Origin of the sequence: Oerskovia jenensis (assembly GCF_016907235.1) — a bacterium.
Taxonomy (GTDB): Bacteria; Actinomycetota; Actinomycetes; order Actinomycetales; family Cellulomonadaceae; genus Oerskovia; species Oerskovia jenensis.
In genome coordinates, this window is record NZ_JAFBBO010000001.1 from 3,631,225 (window position 1) to 3,649,748 (window position 18,524).

General features: G+C 71.8%; 17 protein-coding genes. 6 read left to right on the forward strand and 11 right to left on the reverse strand.

Annotated elements, in window-relative coordinates:
- Positions 1 to 23: 23 nt before the first annotated feature.
- Positions 24 to 794, reverse strand: a complete 771-nt coding sequence (locus JOD49_RS16405; protein ID WP_205308119.1) for an aldo/keto reductase — start codon at positions 792 to 794, stop codon at positions 24 to 26.
- Positions 795 to 848: 54 nt separating this feature from the next.
- Here JOD49_RS16405 and JOD49_RS16410 point away from each other — a divergent pair, with 54 nt between their 5' ends.
- Complete coding sequence (locus JOD49_RS16410; protein WP_307822591.1) at positions 849 to 1,382, forward strand: hypothetical protein; 534 nt, start codon at positions 849 to 851, stop codon at positions 1,380 to 1,382.
- 91 nt (positions 1,383 to 1,473) lie between these two features.
- Here the strand turns inward: JOD49_RS16410 and JOD49_RS16415 are convergent, their stop codons facing one another.
- Complete coding sequence (locus JOD49_RS16415) at positions 1,474 to 2,241, reverse strand: AraC family transcriptional regulator (protein WP_205308121.1); 768 nt, start codon at positions 2,239 to 2,241, stop codon at positions 1,474 to 1,476.
- Positions 2,242 to 2,294: 53 nt separating this feature from the next.
- Between JOD49_RS16415 and JOD49_RS16420 the strand changes: the two genes are divergently transcribed.
- Entirely contained in the window at positions 2,295 to 5,867 is a 3,573-nt protein-coding gene (locus JOD49_RS16420; protein WP_205308122.1) for a proline dehydrogenase family protein, read from the forward strand.
- Between the two features lie 73 nt (positions 5,868 to 5,940).
- Here the strand turns inward: JOD49_RS16420 and JOD49_RS16425 are convergent, their stop codons facing one another.
- Positions 5,941 to 6,816 (reverse strand): anaerobic ribonucleoside-triphosphate reductase activating protein, encoded by an 876-nt coding sequence (locus JOD49_RS16425; protein ID WP_307822592.1) that lies wholly within the window; start codon positions 6,814 to 6,816, stop codon positions 5,941 to 5,943.
- Between the two features lie 260 nt (positions 6,817 to 7,076).
- Between JOD49_RS16425 and JOD49_RS16430 the strand changes: the two genes are divergently transcribed.
- A complete protein-coding gene (locus tag JOD49_RS16430; protein ID WP_205308123.1) occupies positions 7,077 to 7,451 on the forward strand; it encodes an SdpI family protein in 375 nt (124 codons plus the stop codon).
- 28 nt (positions 7,452 to 7,479) lie between these two features.
- A protein-coding gene (locus tag JOD49_RS16435; RefSeq protein WP_372441331.1) for an IS5 family transposase occupies positions 7,480 to 8,383 on the forward strand; the annotation gives its coding sequence in 2 pieces (ribosomal slippage) (positions 7,480 to 7,845 and positions 7,847 to 8,383; 903 coding nt in all).
- 42 nt (positions 8,384 to 8,425) lie between these two features.
- On the opposite strand, the gene JOD49_RS16440 is transcribed toward JOD49_RS16435, so the two are convergent.
- From JOD49_RS16440 to JOD49_RS16470, 7 genes are all read right to left on the reverse strand, one after another.
- Positions 8,426 to 8,749: a hypothetical protein gene (locus tag JOD49_RS16440; protein WP_205308126.1), complete on the reverse strand. Its 324-nt coding sequence runs from the start codon at positions 8,747 to 8,749 to the stop codon at positions 8,426 to 8,428.
- 277 nt (positions 8,750 to 9,026) lie between these two features.
- The gene (locus JOD49_RS16445) at positions 9,027 to 10,043 is read right to left on the reverse strand and encodes a LacI family DNA-binding transcriptional regulator (protein ID WP_205308127.1); all 1,017 of its coding nucleotides are present in this window, start codon (positions 10,041 to 10,043) and stop codon (positions 9,027 to 9,029) included.
- Between the two features lie 57 nt (positions 10,044 to 10,100).
- A complete protein-coding gene (locus JOD49_RS16450; protein ID WP_205308129.1) occupies positions 10,101 to 11,552 on the reverse strand; it encodes a GH1 family beta-glucosidase in 1,452 nt (483 codons plus the stop codon).
- A complete protein-coding gene (locus JOD49_RS16455) occupies positions 11,549 to 12,478 on the reverse strand; it encodes a carbohydrate ABC transporter permease (protein WP_205308131.1) in 930 nt (309 codons plus the stop codon). The genes JOD49_RS16450 and JOD49_RS16455 overlap by 4 nt, the downstream gene beginning before the upstream one ends.
- Positions 12,475 to 13,602, reverse strand: coding sequence for a carbohydrate ABC transporter permease (locus tag JOD49_RS16460; RefSeq protein ID WP_205308133.1), 1,128 nt, complete (start codon positions 13,600 to 13,602; stop codon positions 12,475 to 12,477). Before JOD49_RS16460 ends, JOD49_RS16455 begins: the two co-directional genes overlap by 4 nt.
- 103 nt (positions 13,603 to 13,705) lie before the next feature.
- Positions 13,706 to 15,040: an ABC transporter substrate-binding protein gene (locus JOD49_RS16465; RefSeq protein WP_205308134.1), complete on the reverse strand. Its 1,335-nt coding sequence runs from the start codon at positions 15,038 to 15,040 to the stop codon at positions 13,706 to 13,708.
- A gap of 309 nt (positions 15,041 to 15,349) precedes the next feature.
- Positions 15,350 to 15,856 (reverse strand): DUF2505 domain-containing protein, encoded by a 507-nt coding sequence (locus tag JOD49_RS16470; protein WP_205308136.1) that lies wholly within the window; start codon positions 15,854 to 15,856, stop codon positions 15,350 to 15,352.
- A 123-nt stretch (positions 15,857 to 15,979) separates the two neighbouring features.
- Here JOD49_RS16470 and JOD49_RS16475 point away from each other — a divergent pair, with 123 nt between their 5' ends.
- Positions 15,980 to 17,467, forward strand: coding sequence for a sensor histidine kinase (locus tag JOD49_RS16475; RefSeq protein ID WP_205308137.1), 1,488 nt, complete (start codon positions 15,980 to 15,982; stop codon positions 17,465 to 17,467).
- Positions 17,468 to 17,576: 109 nt separating this feature from the next.
- On the opposite strand, the gene JOD49_RS16480 is transcribed toward JOD49_RS16475, so the two are convergent.
- On the reverse strand, positions 17,577 to 17,825 hold the full coding sequence (locus tag JOD49_RS16480; RefSeq protein ID WP_030150075.1) for a WhiB family transcriptional regulator: 249 nt from the start codon (positions 17,823 to 17,825) through the stop codon (positions 17,577 to 17,579).
- 221 nt (positions 17,826 to 18,046) lie between these two features.
- Between JOD49_RS16480 and JOD49_RS16485 the strand changes: the two genes are divergently transcribed.
- Positions 18,047 to 18,520, forward strand: coding sequence for a hypothetical protein (locus JOD49_RS16485; protein WP_205308139.1), 474 nt, complete (start codon positions 18,047 to 18,049; stop codon positions 18,518 to 18,520).
- Positions 18,521 to 18,524: the final 4 nt, after the last annotated feature.

Below are 18,524 nucleotides of genomic sequence, written 5' to 3' on the forward strand. Positions count from 1 at the left end.
GTCTCACGTCGCCCGCGCGAACGTCACCCGAACGTGTCGATGCTCGCGAGCTCGTCGGGGCTCAGCGAGAAGCCCGTGACGTCGAAGTTCGCCTCGATCCTGGCCGGGGTCACCGACTTGGGGATCACGACGAAACCGTGGTCCAGGTGCCAGCGCACCACGACCTGCGCGGTGCTCACGCCGTGCGCCCGGGCGACGGCCTGGAGGGCGGGAGAGTCGAGGTTCGTGCGCTTGAACGGGCTGTACCCCTCGAGGACCACCCCGCGCTGCGAGTGCTGCTCCACGACCCGTGCGTCGTAGTCGTCAGGACCCCACGGGATCTGGTTGACCGCGGGCGTCTCACCCGTCTGCTCGGACAGGACGTCGAGCTGGTCCACCGAGTAGTTCGACACCCCGACCGAGCGCACGAGGCCCACGTTGCGTGCCGCGAGCATCTCGGCCCACACCCACGGGGACGCCTCACCCGACGGTGGCCAGTGGATCAGCCACAGGTCCAGGTAGTCGGTGCCGAGCAGGCGCAGCGACTGCGCGAGGGTCTCGTGCTCGTGGCCCACGTCCGCCGGGCGCAGCTTGGTCGTGAGGAAGACGTCGCTGCGCGGCACCCCGGAGGCGGCGAGCGCGCGGCCCACCTGCTCCTCGTTGCCGTACATGGTCGCGGTGTCGATGTGCCGGTACCCGACGTCGAGCGCGTGGCGCACCGCGCGGTAGCAGTCGTCGCCCTCGGACTGCCACGTGCCCAGGCCGAGCAGGGGGATGTCTCCGCCGGGCAGCGCGGCGGTGGGGATCGAGGTCATGGGTCCCAGTCTTGGCACGGGAGGGCCGGGCGCGCGAGCGGGGAGGAGCGGCGGGTGAGTATCCTGCGGGGCATGTTCTCGCGTCCTGTCGTCCGCGCGGCACGCCGCCACCTGCCCGACGACGTCGCTCGCCTCGCGCTCGTCGCTCTCCTGGGCGCGGTGCCGCTGCTGGCAGCCGGGTGCTCCGCTCCGACCGAGCAGGCGACGCCGGCCAAGGACGGTGTCGGTGGGCTGCGCAGCGACCTCTCCCCGCTGACCGACCGGTTCGACGCGCTGGGCGAGCCGGTCGCCGCGACGTGGGCGTCCGGGACCCTCGGGGACGAGCGCGCGCCCGGACCGTCGACGTACTGGGTCGACGCGGTCGTCGAGCTCGAGCCCGCGCAGGCGGCGGCGCTGGTCGAGCAGTACGCACCGGCCCCCACCGAGGACCGTCCCCAGGTCGTCGCCGACCTGGACGCGTCGCTCCCTGCGGGGGACCTGCTCGGTGGGGACGCGCTCGACGAGGCGTTCACCCAGGACGGCTTCACGGCCGACGCCTACCTCGACGCCGCGGCGGGGGTGCTGGTGCTGGTGGCCGTCGGGCAGTAGGCATCGGCGGTGCCGGATGCGAAGGACGTCCGGAGGGACGGTCGAGCGCCCGGCCCGGTGGACGAGCGGCGAGAGCAGGGTCCGAGGGCGCCTAGCGCCGCGCTCGCCGCCGGAAGGACGACGGCGTCTCGCCCGTGAGGCGTGCGAACGTCCGGGTGAACGCGGGCTGGTCGTAGAAGCCCGTGACGACGGCGATCTCGGCGATGGGGGAGTCGGTGCCCGCGAGCAGCTCGGCGGCCCGGTCGACCCGGGCCCGGAGCACGAGCTGGCGTGGGCTGAGCGAGAAGACGCGCCGCACGCGGCGGTCGAGCACCGCAGGCGTGCACCCTGCGAGGGCCGCGAGGTCGGCGACCGTGAGCGCCTGCCCCAGACGCTCCTCGATCCCGGCCACGAGCCGCGCCATGGAGTCCATCGAGGCGTCGTCGGCGTCGTCCTCGCGCAGGTCCTGCGAGACCGAGACGAGCCCGACGAGGTGACCGGCGCCGTCGTGCACGGGGAGCTTGGACGTGAGGTACCAGCCGGGCGTGCCCCCCAGGCGGCGGATGAGCTCGAGCTCGTTGCGCAGCGGGCGACCGGTGCGCAGGACCTCGGCGTCCTGCTGGTCGTAGCGTTCGGCGAGCTGGGGCACGAACAGGTCGGTGGCGCGCCTGCCGAGGACCGCACGGCGCGAGCGCTCGTTGGTGCGGGCCACGAAGACCCGGTTGACCAGCACGTACCTGCCCGTGACGTCCTTGGCGCAGAACATGGTGGAGGAGAGCTCGTCCATGAGGTCGACCATCGCGGGGCTGAGGGCAGCCAGCAGCGCCTCGCCGCCTGGCCAGGTGCGTGGTGGGGTGGACTTGTCCGGAAGCGATGCCATGACAGCCCGGATCGTACAAGACGAAGCGTCAGCAACGGAGGCACGCTAGGAGGATGAGCAGCCACGACTCGAGCGCCCCCGCGGGCGCTCCACGCGCGGACGACCGGCCACGAGCCGGTGCCTCCTCGCCCCTGACCAGCGTCGACGTCCAGACCGACACCCCGATCCGGGCCCTGACCGACGACGCCGCGCGCCTCGCGCGGAGCTGGATCGCGGCCGCGGCCGCGGCCTCCGAGGGGGCGCGCGAGCGCAGGACGGCCGAGCGCCTCGGCGCCCTCGTGTCCGACCCGGCGGGCCTCGAGCTCGCGGTGCGGTTCGTCGACAACGTCGCCCGCCCCCAGGACGTCCAGGTCGCCGCGCACGAGCTCGGCCTCCTGGGCGAGCTCGCGGGCGGGGCGAAGGGCTTCCTCGGCCCGGTCGACACCGCGCTGCTGCGCCTCGGCGCCCGCATGGCCCCCGTGCTGCCAAAGGTCGTCGTGCCCGCCGCACGGATCCGCCTGCGCCAGCTCGTGGGTCACCTCGTGGCCGACGCCGGCCCGGGGCTCGGCAAGCACCTCGCGCGCACGCGCACCGAGGGGTACGCGCTCAACGTCAACCTTCTCGGCGAGGCCGTGCTCGGCGAGGACGAGGCGCAGGCCCGCCTCGCCCGGACGATCGCGCTCGTCGAGCGTCCCGACGTCGACTACGTCTCGGTCAAGGTGTCCTCGGTCGCGTCCCAGCTCGTCACGTGGGACCTCGAGGGCTCGCGCGACCGCGTCGTCGAGCGCCTCCTGCCGCTGTACCGTGCCGCGCGCGACCACGGGGTGTTCCTCAACCTCGACATGGAGGAGTACCGCGACCTGGCCCTGACGACCGAGGTCTTCCAGGCGATCCTGGGGCGCGAGGAGTTCCGCGGCCTCGAGGCCGGGATCGTGCTCCAGGCGTACCTGCCCGACGCGCTCGGCGCGCTCGACGGCATCACCGCGTTCGCGACCGAGCGCGTCGCGGCGGGCGGCGCCCCCGTCAAGGTGCGCCTCGTCAAGGGTGCGAACCTCGCGATGGAGAAGGTCGAGGCCGAGCTCCACGGCTGGGCCCAGGCCCCCTACCCGACCAAGCCCGACGTCGACGCGAACTACGTGCGCCTCGTCGACCACGCGCTGCGCGCCCCCCGCACCGACGCGGTGCGGATCGGCGTCGCGAGCCACAACCTGTTCCACGTCGCGCTCGCGATCCTCGTCGCGCGGGCGCGCGGGGTCAGCCACGCGCTCGACATCGAGATGCTCCAGGGCATGGCGCCGGGCGAGGCCCGGGCGGTGCGGGACGAGGTCGCTCGGGACGCGGGCCGCGTCGTCCTCTACACGCCGGTCGTGGCCCGCGAGGACTTCGACGTCGCGATCTCCTACCTCGTGCGCCGCCTCGAGGAGAACGCGGCCGAGCAGAACTTCCTGCACGCCATGTTCGCGCCCTCCACCCCCGAGTTGTCAGAACCAGCGGGGCCCATGACTCACGCTCGTTCTGACAACTCCGCGGAGTCCGCGATGGACCGCCAGGAGGCCGCCTACCGCGCCTCGGTCGAGCTCGGCACCCGCTACACCGACGCGGACGTGACGCCGCGTCGCCAGGCGCGCGACGCCGTCGGGCACGTGGCCGCCGGGGAGCGGTTCACCAACGCCGCCGACACGGACCCGGCCGTCGCCGCGAACCGCGCCTGGGCCGCGCGGATCGTCGGACCCGACTCCGGGTTCGTCCCCGCGCAGTCGCCCGAGGTGACCGGCACGGACCAGGTGGACGACGTCGTCGCGCGCGCAGGGCGGGCCACCGCGGCCTGGGCGCAGGTCGCCCCCGCGGACCGCGCCCGCGCGCTGCGCGCCGTGGCCGCCCGGCTCGAGGAGGCCCGCACCGACCTCGTGACCGCCATGGTCCACGAGCCCGGCAAGACCGTCGCCGAGGCCGACCCCGAGGTCAGCGAGGCCGTCGACTTCGCGAGCTACTACGCGCAGTCCGCCGAGGCGCTCGACCAGGTCCCCGGCGCGAGGTTCACGCCCCACGGCGTGACCCTCGTGACCCCGCCGTGGAACTTCCCCGTCGCGATCCCCGTGGGCGGGATCGTCGCGGCGCTCGCGGCCGGCTCGGCCGTGATCGCGAAGCCGGCCCCGGCAACGCCCCGCTGCCTCGAGGTCGCGGTCGACGCGATCCACGCGGGGCTCGCGGACGCCGTGGCGGACGCTCCCGCCGGGAGCACCCTGACGGCGGACGCCGTGCGCGACGTCGTGCAGCTCTCGCGCGTGCCCGACGGCGACCTCGGCCGCCACCTCGTGACGCACGAGGGCGTGGCCCGCGTGATCCTCACCGGGGCCATCGAGACCGCGCAGATGTTCGCGTCCTGGCGGCCGGGGCTCGACGTGCTCGCCGAGACGTCGGGCAAGAACGCGATCGTCGTGACGCCGTCGGCAGACCTCGACCTCGCGGCGGCCGACGTCGTGCGCTCGGCGTTCGGCCACGCGGGCCAGAAGTGCTCGGCGGCCTCGCTCGTGATCCTCGTGGGCTCGGTGGGTGACCAGCGCACCGAGACCGGACGCCGGTTCCAGGTGCAGCTCGTCGACGCGGTGCGTTCCCTCGCGGTCGGCCCGGTCACGGACGTCTCGACGACCATGGGCCCGCTCACCGAGGCGCCCGGCGACAAGCTACGGCGCGCACTGACGACGCTCGAGCCCGGTGAGCAGTGGCTCGTCGCGCCGCGCCGCCTGGACGCGGCAGGTCGCCTCTGGACCCCGGGCCTGCGCTCGGGTGTCGCGCCGGGCTCGTTCTTCCACCTCACCGAGGCGTTCGGCCCGGTGCTCGGGATCATGACGGCCGCGACGCTCGACGAGGCGATCGAGCTGCAGAACGCGGTCTCGTTCGGTCTCACGGGCGGCATCCACAGCCTCGACGAGACCGAGGTCGACACCTGGCTCGACCGCGTCCAGGTCGGCAACGCCTACGTCAACCGCGTCATCACGGGCGCGATCGTCCAGCGCCAGTCGTTCGGCGGCTGGAAGCGCTCGGCCGTGGGCCCGGGCGCCAAGGCGGGCGGGCCCAACTACGTGGCCGAGCTGGGCACGTGGAGCGACGGCGTCGCCGCGGGCGCGGCGGGCGGGGTGCCCGACGGCGGACCCGTCCCCGCGCGCGAGACCTCGCCCGAGGCGTGGCTCGCGTGGGCGAAGGCCGACGACGCCCACTGGTGGGCGCACGAGTTCGCGGTCGAGCACGACCCCTCGGGGCTGCACGTCGAGTCGAACGTGTTCCGGTACCGCCCGATCGACGTCCTGACGGTCCGCGTCGGTGCGGATGCCGCGGCGGTCGAGGTCGAGCGCGTGCTGTCCGCGGCGCGGACGGCCGGGGTGCCGGTCGTGGTGAGCCGCGCCGACGGGGCGTCGGCTGCGAGCCACGAGGCGTTCGCCGAGGCCGTCGCACGCGGCGAGGTCACGGGGCGGGTGCGCGTCGTGGGCGCGGCGCCGGGGCTCCGCGAGGCTGCGGCGGGCCACGTGGGCGACGTGACGGTGCTGGACCACCCGGTGCTCGCGAGCGGTCGGCGCGAGCTGCTCACGGTCCTGCGCGAGCAGGCGATCAGCCGGACGATGCACCGCTTCGGCCACGTGACGCGCTAGCCCCCGGACGTGTCAGAACCAGCGTGACCCAGGGGTCACGCTGGTTCTGACACGAGGTGGCCCGGAGGTGCGGTCAGGTGCGCCGCCGGGTCAGGGGGAGGTCGTCGTCGTGCAGCACGTCGGACAGCCGCCGTCCGGCGAGGGCCGCAGCGTACTCCGGGCTGGTCCCCACCGGGCGTGCCTCCTGGAGCACGTGGCCGCGCACCCCCAGCGCGGAGAGCTGCCCGCAGAGCTCGAGGACGTCCTCGCGCGAATGGACGGTGGGGTCGACCGTGGTGCGCACCTCGTACGCGACCCCCGAGCTCTGCAAGGCAGCGAGCGAGCGGTAGGCCGCCTCGCCCGACGGCCCTGCCCCCGTCACGCGCGCGTACTCGTCGGGCAGGTCCTTGATGTCGAGGCCCACCCAGTCGACGAGGGGCAGGACGTGCTCGAGCCGCGCGGGCAACGCGCCCCCGGTGTGCAGCCCGACGCCGAAGCCCAGCTCGCGTACGTCGGCGATCGCCGCCGGGAGAGCGGCGTGGAGGGTCGGTTCGCCGCCCGAGAAGACGACCCCGTCCAGGAGTCCCTCTCGCTTCGCGAGGAAGGTGACGACGTCGGGCCAGGGGATCGTCCCCTCCGCCCCGCGGGGCGCGGAGGTGACCAGATCCGGGGTGTGGCAGTACGTGCAGCGCCACGGGCAGCCCTGGAGGAAGACCGTCGCGACGAGCCGGCCCGGCCAGTCGACGGTCGAGAACGTGGTCAGGCCCGCGATCACCAGGGGCGTGAGCACGCGCGCATCGCACGACCCGCTGCCGGGCCGCGCCGGGGACACGGGATCGGCCCCCGTGGGCGAGCGTTCGAGGTGCTCGTCGGCCGAGCGTGCCACGTCGATCGTCCGGTGCGCGGCAGGAAGCGGTGACGGTGCGTACGGGGGTGCCGAGCCCGGGGGAGCGCTCGCGGTGGCGGTCAATGTCGTGTCCTTCCGGCCGGTCGTCGGGGCCGTGGAAGGGTCCCCGCGCGGGTTCGGGTCAGCGTCGGCGCGACGTGGCTCGACGGTACGACGATGTGACGCGCGACTCACCGTGGCTGTTTGTGAGAACTTTCACAAGGAGTCGTCAGCGTGTCGCGGAGGGGCTGCCCGCGGCCGACCGCGCACGCCCTAGGCTCGTCCTGTGCCGCACCGGCCTCGCCCGCCGTGCGCAGCACTCCCGACCTCGCCGAGGAGGACCCGTGCTCGCCGTCTGGATCATCGTCGCCGTGGCCCTCGTCGTCGCGTGGCTCACCTACCTCGGGGCGACCGACCGGATGACCCGCAACGGCCTGATCGGGATCAGGACTCCCGCGACCCAGCGCAGCGACGCGGCGTGGATCGCGGGGCACCGCGCCGCGCTCAAGGTGGTGCTCCCGGGGGCGGCGCTCGTGACCGCGCTCGCGGTCGTCGCGAGCGTCCTGGGGCCCGACGGCGCCACGGACGTCGTGTTCTTCGTCGTCGCCGGGGCGCTGCTCACCGAGGGGATCGCGGCGGCGGCCGTCGCCGAGGTCGCGGCGCGTGGTGCCGACCTCGGGCACGGGGACGAGCGCGCAGAGCAGTGGGACGTGGACTAGGGCGTGTCTCCTTAGTCGCAAGGCTGAGATGTTGCAGAGTGCGCTCGTGGATCGTGGTCGCGAGTTGTCGGACGAGCAGTGGGCAGTGATCGGCCCGTTGATGCCGAAGGTGTCGGGCCGCTCACGCCCATGGCGTGACCATCGTCAGGTCGTCGAGGGGATCGTTCACCGGTATCGGACCGGGGTCGCATGGTGTGATCTTCCCGAGCGATTCGGCCCGTGGCAGACCGCGTGGAAGCGCCACGCCCGGTTCTCCCGCGACGGGACCTGGGACAAGATCCTGACGGCCTTGCAGGCTCGCGCGGACGCGAACGGTGGTATCGACTGGCAGGTGAGCGTGGACTCCACAATCAACCGGGCGCACCAGCACGCCGCGACCTTGCCCAGGACCACAGGGGGCACTGGCGAATCACAAGAATCCGGAACGGCGCGAACCGGCTGACCACGCGTTGGGTCGCTCTCGGGGCGGGTTGTCGACGAAGATCCACGCCGCGGTCGACGGCAACGGGCGACCGCTCGCAGTGCTCGTGGGACCAGGCCAGGGCGGCGACGCGCCGATGTGCCTGCCCCTGCTCAACTCGATCCGCGTTCCACGAGCAGGAGCCGGGCGCCTGCGCACCACCCCCGACGCCGTGTTGGGCGACAGGGCGTACTCCTCGCGCGCGATCCGGACCGAGCTGCGCCGGCGCGGCATCATCGCGGTCATCCCCGAACCCCGCGACCAGCAGTCCCACCGGCGCCGGCGCGGGTCACTCGGCGGACGCCCTGTGACCTACGACCCCGTCACCTACCGGGGCCGCAACACGGTCGAGCGGTTCTTCAACCGCATCAAGCAATGGCGAGCACTCGCGACCCGCTACGACAAGCACGCCGTGATCTTCCGCGGCGCCGTCATCGTCGCAGCGATCCTGATTTGGGTGCCCGCGCCCTGATTCCCAGATGGCGTCGGACTCAAGGACATGCGCGACAGCATGTCAGGGGACGTCGGATGCCTCTCGGCGGCACCGCAAGCGGGATTCCTTCTCGGCCAGGAACGCATCAACGAGCTCGAACAGGACCGCGAGGGCGTGATGGTCGTCGTCGTCGGTCAGCTCGGCGGGCCCCGGCGACTCGCGGCCCGGAAAGGCCAGTCCCCAGACGATCGCGGACCAGACCAGGTTGGGTCCCCGTGCGCCAGGTCGGGTCAGGAGCCACTCCTTAAAGCCATCGAGCACCCCACCTGTATAGCGATCCCCGTGCATGTCGTATCCCTCGAGCCATGCGACGACGCGAACCCATGTGGCCCGGCCGACATACATGCCTGGTCGCCTCGCGAACAGGGCAAGGAATTGCCGCTCTGACAACCCGGCTAGAGGTCGCTCGCCGGCACCGATTAGTCCCTCTGGTAACTCCGAGTTAGGACGCACGCCCGCACTCTGCACCACCATGATCAAGGCACTAGGGAGACACGCCCTAGCGCTCACGCAGGTGGCCCGGGGCGCAGCCTGCTGCCGTCGACGAGACTCGGCAACGATCAGGGGTGCTGGGCGCCGGGCAGGGCCCTCGCCCTCGCCGGCGTCGTCCGGGTACCCGTGGTCAGTCCGACGCCCCGCGGATGAGCTCGGGGGAGAAGACGCGGGGCGACCGCGAGACGGGGTGGCCGGCGATGAGGTCGAGCAGCATCCCGGTCGCGGCCTTGACCATCTCCACGACGGGGTTCTGCACGGTCGTCAGCGCCGGGCTGGTCGCCCCGGCGACACCGAGGTTGTCGAAGCCGACGACGGCCACGTCGCCCGGCACGGACTTGCCCCGTGCGCGCAGGACGCGCAGCGCGCCCTCGGCCATGAGGTCCGAGGCGGCGAAGACCGCGTCGAGGTCCGGGTGGCGGTCCAGGAGCTCCTCCATGGCCGCCGCCCCGCCGGCCGCGGCGAAGTCCCCCGAGGCGATCACGTCGTCGGGCAGGCCCGCCGCGCGCAGCGCCTTGCGCCACCCCATGAGGCGGTCCACGCCCGCCGTCATGTCCTGGGGGCCGCTGATCGTCGCGATGCGGCGGTAGCCGCCGTCGATCAGGCGCTGGGTCGCGATGCGCCCGCCCTCGACGTTGTCGACGTCGACGTAGACCAGGTCGTCCATCGCGGTGAAGGGGCGGCCGACGAAGACCGCGGGGAGGGGGGACGCGAGCACCGCGCCCTCGAGGTCGTCCTCGCGGTGGTGCGACGTGATGATCGCGCCGTCCACGTGACCGCTGCGCAGGTACCGCACGATGCGGCCCGCGTGCTCGTCGGGCCGGGCGATGAGCAGCACGAGCTGCAGGTCCGTGGGTGCGAGCGCCGCGCTGACCCCGCGCAGCGTCCCCGACAGGAACGGGTCCGTGAGGATGCGCTCGTCGGGTTCGGGGACGACGAGCGCGATCGAGTCGGTGCGCCGGGTCACGAGGGACCGGGCCGCGCGGTTCGGGGTGTACCCGAGCTGGGCGACGGCCGCGTCCACGGCGGCCTGCGCCTCGGGGGAGACGCGCAGGCCGCCGTTGATGGCGCGGGACGCCGTCGAGCGGGACACGCCGGCCGTCTGTGCGACCTCGTCCAGGGTCGGCGCGGTACTCAGGGTGCTCATGGTCTCAGTATCCTGCCAGGCCCGGATGAGAGAACTGCCACGTTTCCGCTCGCGCCCTCAGGGGCGGGCGGGAACCGCGTTCTGGGACGCGACCTGGGCGAACCAGTGCCCGCTCGCCTTGACGGTGCGCTCCTGGGTCTCGTAGTCGACCCGGACGATCCCGAAGCGCTTGGAGTACCCCCAGGACCACTCGAAGTTGTCCAGGAGCGACCACGCGAAGTAGCCGCGGACGTCGGCGCCGTCGTCGATCGCGTCCTTGACGGCCCGCAGGTGGGCGTCGAAGAACTCGAGCCGGTTCTGGTCGTCGACCGACCCGTCGGCCTCCACGACGTCGTCGTAGGCGCAGCCGTTCTCGGTGATGTAGAGCGGCACGCCCGCGGGACCCGTGTAGTCCGCCTGGAGACGGTTGAGCAGGCGCGTGAGGCCCTCCGGCTGGACCTCCCAGTTCTGGTCCGTGACGGGCAGGCCGCGCGGGTGGTTGAACACGCCGTCGGCCGCGGGGTACGGGCTCGACGACGGGCGCTCGACCGGCGCGGAGCCGTCCAGCGTGGTCGACGCGGGCCGCGAGGAGACCAGCTCGCCGTGGTAGTAGTTCACGCCGAGCGCGTCGATGGGCGACGAGATGATCGCGAGGTCGCCCTCCTGGACGTGCGCCGCGAAGCCGTACTCCTCGACGTCGGCCAGGACGTCGGCCGGGTACTCGCCCGTGATGACAGGGTCGAGGAAGATCCGGTTGAACTGGCCGTCGATGCGACGGGCCGCGTCGACGTCGCCCGGGTCGGTCGGGTCGAGGGGGTCGGCGACCGTGAAGTTGAGCGTGATCCCCAGGTTCGCCTCGGGGGCCCGCTCGCGCAGCGCCTGCACCGCGAGACCGTGGCCGAGCAGGAGGTGGTGCGCCGCGGCGAGGCCGTCGGGGCGGCTCTGACGGCCCGGGGCGTGGACACCGCCCGTGTACCCGAGGAACGCCGAGCACCAGGGCTCGTTGAGGGTCGTCCAGACCCCCACGCGGTCGCCGAGCGCCTCGTGCATCGTCACGGCGTAGTCCGCGAAGCGGTAGGCCGTGTCGCGGTTCGTCCACCCGCCCTGGTCCTCGATCGCCTGCGGCAGGTCCCAGTGGTAGAGCGTGATCCAGGGCAGCAGGTCCTTGGCGAGCAGCTCGTCGACCAGGCGGGAGTAGAAGTCCAGCCCCTTCTGGTTGACGGCTCCGCCGCCCGGCTGGACGCGGGCCCAGGACGACGAGAACCGGTACGTGTCCAGGTTCAGGCCGGACAGGAGCGCGACGTCCTCGCGGTAGCGGTGGTAGTGGTCGCACGCGACCTCGCCGTCGTCGCCGCCCAGGACGGCCCCCGGCACGCGGCAGAACGTGTCCCAGACGGAGTCCTCGCGGCCGTCGGTGTGCGCGGCCCCCTCGATCTGGAACGCGGCGGTCGCGGCGCCCCAGAGAAAGCCCTGGGGGAACTCGACACGGTCGGTGGCGCCCAGGTGGCGGGGGGTGATGATCTCGGTCATCCCTTGACAGCTCCTTGCATGATGCCGGCGACCAGCTGGCGACCGGTGAAGATGAACAGCACGATGAGCGGCAGCGTCACGAGGAACACGCCCGCCATGACGAGCGAGTAGTCCACGAAGTAGTTCGCCTGCAGCGACCGCACCACGAGCGGCAGCGTCGGGTTCTCCTGGTTCAACACGATGGACGGCCAGAAGAAGTTCGTCCACTGCTGGACGAACGTGAACAGCCCGAGCATCGCGGCTGCCGGTCGCGCCGCAGGCAGGGCGATCGACCAGAAGGTCCGGAACATCGACGCGCCGTCGACGCGTGCGGCCTCGATGAGCTCGTACGGCAGCGACTCCGACAGGTACTGCGTCATCCAGAACACGCCGAACGCGGTGACGAGCGCGGGCACGATCACGGCCTGCAGCTTGCCGATCCACCCGAGGTCGGACATGAGGATGAACATGGGGATCACGCCGAGCTGGGTCGGCACGGCCATGGTCGCGATGACGAAGACCAGCAGGGGGCCGCGGCAACGGAACCGGAGCTTGGCGAACGAGTAGCCCGCGAGCGTCGAGAACAGGACCACGGACAGCGACGTGACGACCGCGATGATCACCGAGTTCGCGAACGCTTTCCAGAAGTTGATCGCGCTCGACCCGATGACCTCGGCGAACTGCGTGAACAGGCTCGCGTCGGGCAGGAGCTGCGGCAGCGCGGCCTTGGAGATCTCGGCCGGGGTCGACGAGCCCAGGATGAGCGTGAAGTACAGCGGGAAGATCGAGATCAGCAGCACGAGGCCGAGGAACGTGTAGGTGACCCAGCCCGGTCGGCGGGTGTGACCGCCCGTGCCCTTGCGGACGGGGCGGCGGTTCGGGCGTCGGGCGGCGGCGCGGGCGGCACCCGCTCCGGCGGTCTGCGCGACGACGGGGATCGAGCTCATCGCTTCTTCCGATCGTTGGGTGCGCTCGTGGGCGCGCTGGGTCGGCGGGCGGAGGAGCCTCCGCGCGGGCTGGACGCGTTCTGGGCGCGCAGGGCGGCGGCAGCGGCCTTGCGCCGGGCGCGCTGGACGGCACGGGGTGCCTTGGTGCTGGGTCCCGACGTCGAGATGCTGCGGGTGATCGCGAAGTTCACGAGCCCGATGAGCAGGATGATGATGAACAGGATCCAGGCGATCGCCGCGGCACGACCGAAGTTCTTCTGGTTGCCCCACGCGACGTCGTACAGGTACAGGACCGTCGTCATCCACTGGCGGTCGGCGCCACCGAGGCCCTGCGCGTCGTAGGTGCGCGGCTCGTCGAAGATCTGCAGCCCGCCGATGGTCGAGGTGATGATGACGAAGATGATCGTGGCGCGGATCTGGGGCACGGTCACGGAGAAGAACTGCCGCACGCGGCCCGCGCCGTCGATGATCGCGGCCTCGTAGAGCTCGCGCGGGACGGCCTGCATCGCGGCGAGGAAGATGAGCGCGTTGTAGCCGGTCCAGCGGAAGTTGACCATCGAGGCGATCGCGACATGGCTCGCGAGGGCGTCGGCGTGCCAGCGGATCGGTTCGATCCCGATCACGCCGAGCAGCCCGTTGATGAGGCCGTACTGGTCGGCGAACAGGCGGCCGAAGATGAGGCCGACCGCGACAGGGGCCACGACGTAGGGGAGCAGGACGCCCATGCGCCAGAAGGTCGCCGCGCGCAGGTTCTGGTCGAGCAGCGCCGCGATGATGATCGCGCACATGACCTGGGGCACGGAGGAGAGCAGGAAGATCGAGAAGGTGTTGCGCAGCGACTTCCAGAAGGTGGGCTGCGCGAGCACGTCGGAGAAGTTCTGGAGACCGACGAAGTCCCCCTGTCCGCCCAGCAGGTTCCACTCGTGGACCGACACGAAGGCCGTGTAGACGAGCGGGAAGAGCCCGGTGATCGCGAAGAGGATGAAGAACGGGGAGATGTAGAGGTAGGGGGAGAGCTTGACGTCCCAGCGGCCGAGGCGCTGGGAGAAGCCGACGCGCCGCTGGGGGCGGGGTGCCGGTCCGTCGAGGCCCTGGTTGGGCTGGGTGGGAGTGAGGACGCTCATCCGACTTTCCTGTGCTGGGTCGAGCGGGGACGCGATGCCCGACGGCGGGCTGGGACGGGGGAGCGCGGGGTGACCTCCCGAGGGGGTCACCCCGCGCGCCGGATCAGCTCAGGCCCAGGTCCTTGAAGGACTGGACGGCCTTGTCCCACGACGCCTTGGCGTCGTCGGTCTTCTCGACGTCGGTGCGCTTGATGGCGTCCTGGACGGTCTGGTGGATCGCGAAGTAGTTCGCACCCTTGAACGGCGCGCCCTCGATCGCGTTGGCGCGGGCGACGAAGATCGCGCCGACCGGCGCGGCGTTGAAGAACTCGTTCGTGAAGGCCTGGACGGCCTCGGAGTCCTGCGCCTCGACCTGCGAGGGGAACGTGCCGGCCGACTCGAACGCGGCGGTCTGCTGCGCGGGGTCGGTCAGCCAGGCCGCGAGCTCCTTGGCGGCGTCGGCGTTCTTGCCGGAGGCGGGCACCGTGAGGAACGAGCCGCCCCAGTTGCCACCGCCACCGGGGAAGACGTCGGCGACGTCCCAGCCGGTGACGCCGCCCGAGCGCTCCTCGATCGGGCCGGTCATCCAGGCGGGGCACAGCATGGTCGCGAAGCCGTCGTTCTGGAACGCGGCGTCCCAGTCGCCCGACCACTGCTCGAGGTGGGCCGAGAGGTTGTCGGTGACCGAGGCGGTCAGCACGTCCTCGTACAGGCCCTGGATGTCCGCGTTGGTCGCGAGGTCCTTGGGCGTGCCGTCCGAGTTCTCGTAGGCGTTGTCGAGCTGGTTGACCATGCCCTGGTAGGTGGCCATGCCGCTGTCGAACCAGGCCTTGCCCGTCGCGGTGCTGTACTGCTTGCCCGCGGCGAAGTAGTCGTCCCAGGTGGCGTCGGCGCCACCGAGGAGCTCGGCGACCGCTGCGCGGTCGGTCGGCAGACCGGCTGCGGCGAAGAGGTCGGAGCGGTAGCAGATGGCCTCGGGGCCGATGTCGGTGCCGTACCCGATGAGCTTGCCGTCGGGCGTCGTGGCCTGCTGCGACTTCCACTCGACCCAGCGGTCCGCGAGCTCGGGGTCGGTGAGGTCCGTGAAGAGGTCCGGGTACTGCATGAGCTCGGGGAGCCAGTCGACCTCGATGGCCTCGATGTCGGCCAGGCCGTCGCCGCCCGCGGCGAGCTTGGTGGTCAGGTTGGTGCGTGCGTCCTCCGACTTGGCGGCCTTGGTCTGCTTGACCGTGACGTTCGGGTGCGCGTCGGTGTAGGACTTCAGCATCTCGTCGGTGTAGCCGAAGTCGTTGAACGTCGCGACGGTGAGGGTGATCTTCTCGCCGTCGGACGAGCCGCTGCCCTCGTCCGACGAGCCGGAGCCCGAGGAGCAGGCGGTCAGGGTCAGGGTGAGTGCCGCGATCCCGGCCACTGCGGCTGCTGCGGTGCGGGTGCGGGTCGAACGGGTGCTGCTCAGCACGGTGACTCCCTTGTCGATGATCGGCGTGGTAGCGCTCCCATCCGCCAGGAGTGGTAGCGCTTCCACGAAGTGCCCCGATGGTGGCCGGTCGCTTCTGTGGATGTCAACCTCGGGAGGTGACGGAACGTGGTGGAAACGCTCCCACGAACGCGTCGATGCAGGTCAGAGCGTTGTACGACCGGATCCCGTGCCTGAATCGTTATCGATTACCGACCGCTCGTGTGGGATTCGCGACGGGTCGTGCGTCGCTGCACGCACCCGTCGCGCGGGCGGCCGGGAGCGTTCGTCGGTGACTCCTCAGCAGCCCCCTCAAGGGGCCGTGAGCCACTCCACGCCGGCCTGCTCCTCGGACGCGAGCGTGGCCCGGACGGCGCCGGCCGCGGCCTCCTCGACCGCCGCGGCGAACAAGGGGACCGTCGCCTTGAGCTCGCCTTCGTACGACTGGCGCGTGCCGCCGTCGGGCAGGGCGACGAGCGAGACCGTGCCGGTCATCCGGACGGGAGCACCCGTGATCTCGAGCGAGACCGTGCCCCGGCGCACCCCGTCGACCGCGGGCTCCCAGACCTCCGCCTGACGGATCTCCAGCGCATTCCCGACGAAGGCCCGCAGGTGGCCGGGGATCTGGTCCGTGGGCAGCGTCCGCCGCACGACCACCGAGAACCCCTCCGCGAGCGACCCGGTCACGTCCGCGAGGTCGACGAGGCTCTGCGGGCCCCCCGTGCGCTGCGCGCGCCACCGGACGAAGGCCTCGCTCGCGAGCATCGTGGTGACGTCGTCCAGACCGGCGGGGTAGTGCAGATCGACGCTCAGGTGCACAGGATCTCCTCGGGACGTGCCGACCGGCGCGCAAGGTGCGCCGGGGAGACCGACTCTACCCAAGGAAGCGCCCCGATCCCGTGAAGACGGCGGCGCATGCGTACGCTGGAGCCCGTGTCTGCCATGAGTGACTTGATCTCCCGCCATGCCGAGCTGTCGCCTGCCGACAACGAGTGGCTGCACCTTCTCGTCGGGGACTGGCAGGTCATCTCCGACCTGGCGTTCGCCGACCTCGTCCTGTGGTTGCCCACGGGCGACGGGAACTTCGTCGCGGTGTCCCAGTGCCGGCCCAGCACCGGGGCCACCGTGCACTACGACGACATCGTCGGCTCGACGGCCCCCGACGGTCAGCGACCCCAGCTCGAGCGCGCCCTCTCGGAGGCGCGCTCCCAGCGGTCTCGCGAGCCCCGTTGGTTCGGGGCGTACGCCGTGCGCGAGGAGGCCATCCCGGTCGTGCACAACGGCCACGCGATCGCCGTCGTGGCCCGGCAGACCAACCTCGGCAGCGGGCGCACGCCCAGCCGGCTCGAGCTGAACTACGTCGAGGCCGCCGACGACCTCATCGCGATGATCTCCCGCGGCGAGTTCCCCGCGCCCAACGCGGCGACCGGCCCCCGTCGGGGCGCCCCTCGTGTGGGCGACGGGCTGATCCGGCTCAACTCCGAGGGCGAGGTGCTCTACGCGAGCCCCAACGCCCTGAGCTGCTTCCACCGTCTCGGGGTGATCGGGCCGCTCGTGGGGCGCTCGCTCATCGAGGTCACGACCGACCTGATCGAGCACCAGACCCCGGTCGACGAGTCCCTGCCCCTCGTGGTCATGGGGCGTGCGCCGTGGCGCACCGACATCGAGGCCCGGGGGGTCGCCCTGTCGCTGCGCGCCCTGCCGCTCACCGAGTCGGGGCAACGCATCGGCGCGGTGCTGCTCTGCCGAGACGTCTCCGAGCTGCGCCGCCGCGAGCGCGAGCTCATCACCAAGGACGCGACGATCCGCGAGATCCACCACCGCGTCAAGAACAACCTGCAGACGGTCGCCGCGCTGCTGCGCCTCCAGGCGCGACGCATGGACTCCCCGGAGGCGCGAGCGGCGCTCGAGGAGGCCATGCGTCGCGTCGCGACCATCGCCCTGGTGCACGAGAGCCTGTCCCAGACCCTCGACGAGGAGGTCGAGTTCGACGACATGGGTGGCCGGGCCCTGCGCCTGGCGGCCGACGTCGCCTCGGCCGACACCAAGGTCCGCACGGTGCAGACGGGGAGCTTCGGGCTGGTTCCGGCCGAGGACGCGACCCCGCTCGCGCTCGTCCTGACCGAGCTCGTGACGAACGCGGTCGAGCACGGCTTCTCGGGGCGCACGGACGGGACGGTCGAGATCGACGCCCGACGCAGCGGGTCCGCCCTGCGGATCGTGGTCGCGGACGACGGGGTGGGCATGCCCGTGCCGGGCACCGAACCCGCGGTCAAGCCCAAGAAGAGCGGTCTCGGGTCGCAGATCGTCGCGACGCTCGTCACGAACGAGCTGGGCGGGACGATCGAGTGGTCCGCGCGTCCGGGGGGTGGGACGCAGGTCGTGCTGGAGCTCGTCCTGCGTGACGGCGGAGGCTCGCGACAAGGGTGACCTGGGGGCTCACGGACAGGATCAGAGGGGTCGACAATTCTCTTCCGTGGGCAACATAAAGGGCCGTCACCAGCAGGTGACGGCCCTTTATGAGAAAAGTATGTGAAGCTCAGCCTGCGCGACGGGCGCGAGCGGTGCGGCGCTTGAGCGCGCGACGCTCGTCCTCGGACAGACCGCCCCAGACGCCCGCGTCCTGGCCGGACTCGAGCGCCCACTTGAGGCACGTGTCGACGACGTCGCAGCGGCGGCACACGGCCTTCGCCTCTTCGATCTGCAGGAGGGCGGGGCCGGTGTTCCCGATCGGGAAGAACAGCTCAGGGTCTTCTTCCAGGCAGGCTGCGCGGTGGCGCCAGTCCATGTGAGGTCTCCTTGGCATGGCGAGCAAGGCCGCTTCGTGAATGTGTCGGACGCACGTCCACAATGGGCTTCAGGCTCAGGTGGGGGGTAATTGATGCTTGAACTAGGTTCACATCTCGTGAAGCCCAGCACAAGGGGTTACCGGAAAGTTTCTCCCGGGTGAACCGTGAGGTCTTGGTCACACTTCGGTGAAGGTGCAGGTCACGCGTACTCTGGGTTGTCGTGGCACCAGTGAGCACCCCGAATCAATCCACCCCCGACCCCTCCGACGAGGGCGCGGCTCGGTCGACCACCCCCTCGGCCGGAGCCAGACCTCTCGCGCTGTGGGTCGTGATCGCCGGGATCGCCCTCGAGGCCCTGGCCCTCCTGGCCGCCGCGGTGCTCGTCCTGTTCGAGCTCCTCACGGGCGGCTCGTTCTCGGTCGGGGTCTCGGTCTTCCTCGCCCTCTTCTGCGCCGGGGTCGCGGTCGTCCTCGGTGCCGGCGCACGCGGTCTGCTGCGCGGGCAGCGATGGGCCCGGTCGCCCGTGGCCACCTGGCAGCTCCTCCAGGGCGTGGTCGCCTTCAGCTGGCTCCAGTACGAGGTCACCTCCGGAGGGATCCTCGTCATGGCGGTGGCTCTGGTCGTCCTGGTCGGACTCATGCTGCGCCCCGTCGTGGTCGCGACCACCCGGGACGCCGCCCGCGCCGACGACTGAGCCG

Excerpts from the sequence above, each read along its gene's own strand:
- JOD49_RS16405 (WP_205308119.1), bottom strand. The coding sequence starts at position 794 with ATGACCTCGATCCCCACCGCCGCGCTGCCCGGCGGAGACATCCCCCTG.
- JOD49_RS16455 (WP_205308131.1), bottom strand. The coding sequence starts at position 12,478 with ATGAGCTCGATCCCCGTCGTCGCGCAGACCGCCGGAGCGGGTGCCGCC.
- JOD49_RS16440 (WP_205308126.1), bottom strand. The coding sequence starts at position 8,749 with ATGTATGTCGGCCGGGCCACATGGGTTCGCGTCGTCGCATGGCTCGAG.
- JOD49_RS16460 (WP_205308133.1), bottom strand. The coding sequence starts at position 13,602 with ATGAGCGTCCTCACTCCCACCCAGCCCAACCAGGGCCTCGACGGACCG.
- JOD49_RS16415 (WP_205308121.1), bottom strand. The coding sequence starts at position 2,241 with ATGGCATCGCTTCCGGACAAGTCCACCCCACCACGCACCTGGCCAGGC.
- JOD49_RS16475 (WP_205308137.1), top strand. The coding sequence starts at position 15,980 with ATGAGTGACTTGATCTCCCGCCATGCCGAGCTGTCGCCTGCCGACAAC.
- JOD49_RS16445 (WP_205308127.1), bottom strand. The coding sequence starts at position 10,043 with ATGAGCACCCTGAGTACCGCGCCGACCCTGGACGAGGTCGCACAGACG.
- JOD49_RS16450 (WP_205308129.1), bottom strand. The coding sequence starts at position 11,552 with ATGACCGAGATCATCACCCCCCGCCACCTGGGCGCCACCGACCGTGTC.
- JOD49_RS16420 (WP_205308122.1), top strand. The coding sequence starts at position 2,295 with ATGAGCAGCCACGACTCGAGCGCCCCCGCGGGCGCTCCACGCGCGGAC.
- JOD49_RS16480 (WP_030150075.1), bottom strand. The coding sequence starts at position 17,825 with ATGGACTGGCGCCACCGCGCAGCCTGCCTGGAAGAAGACCCTGAGCTG.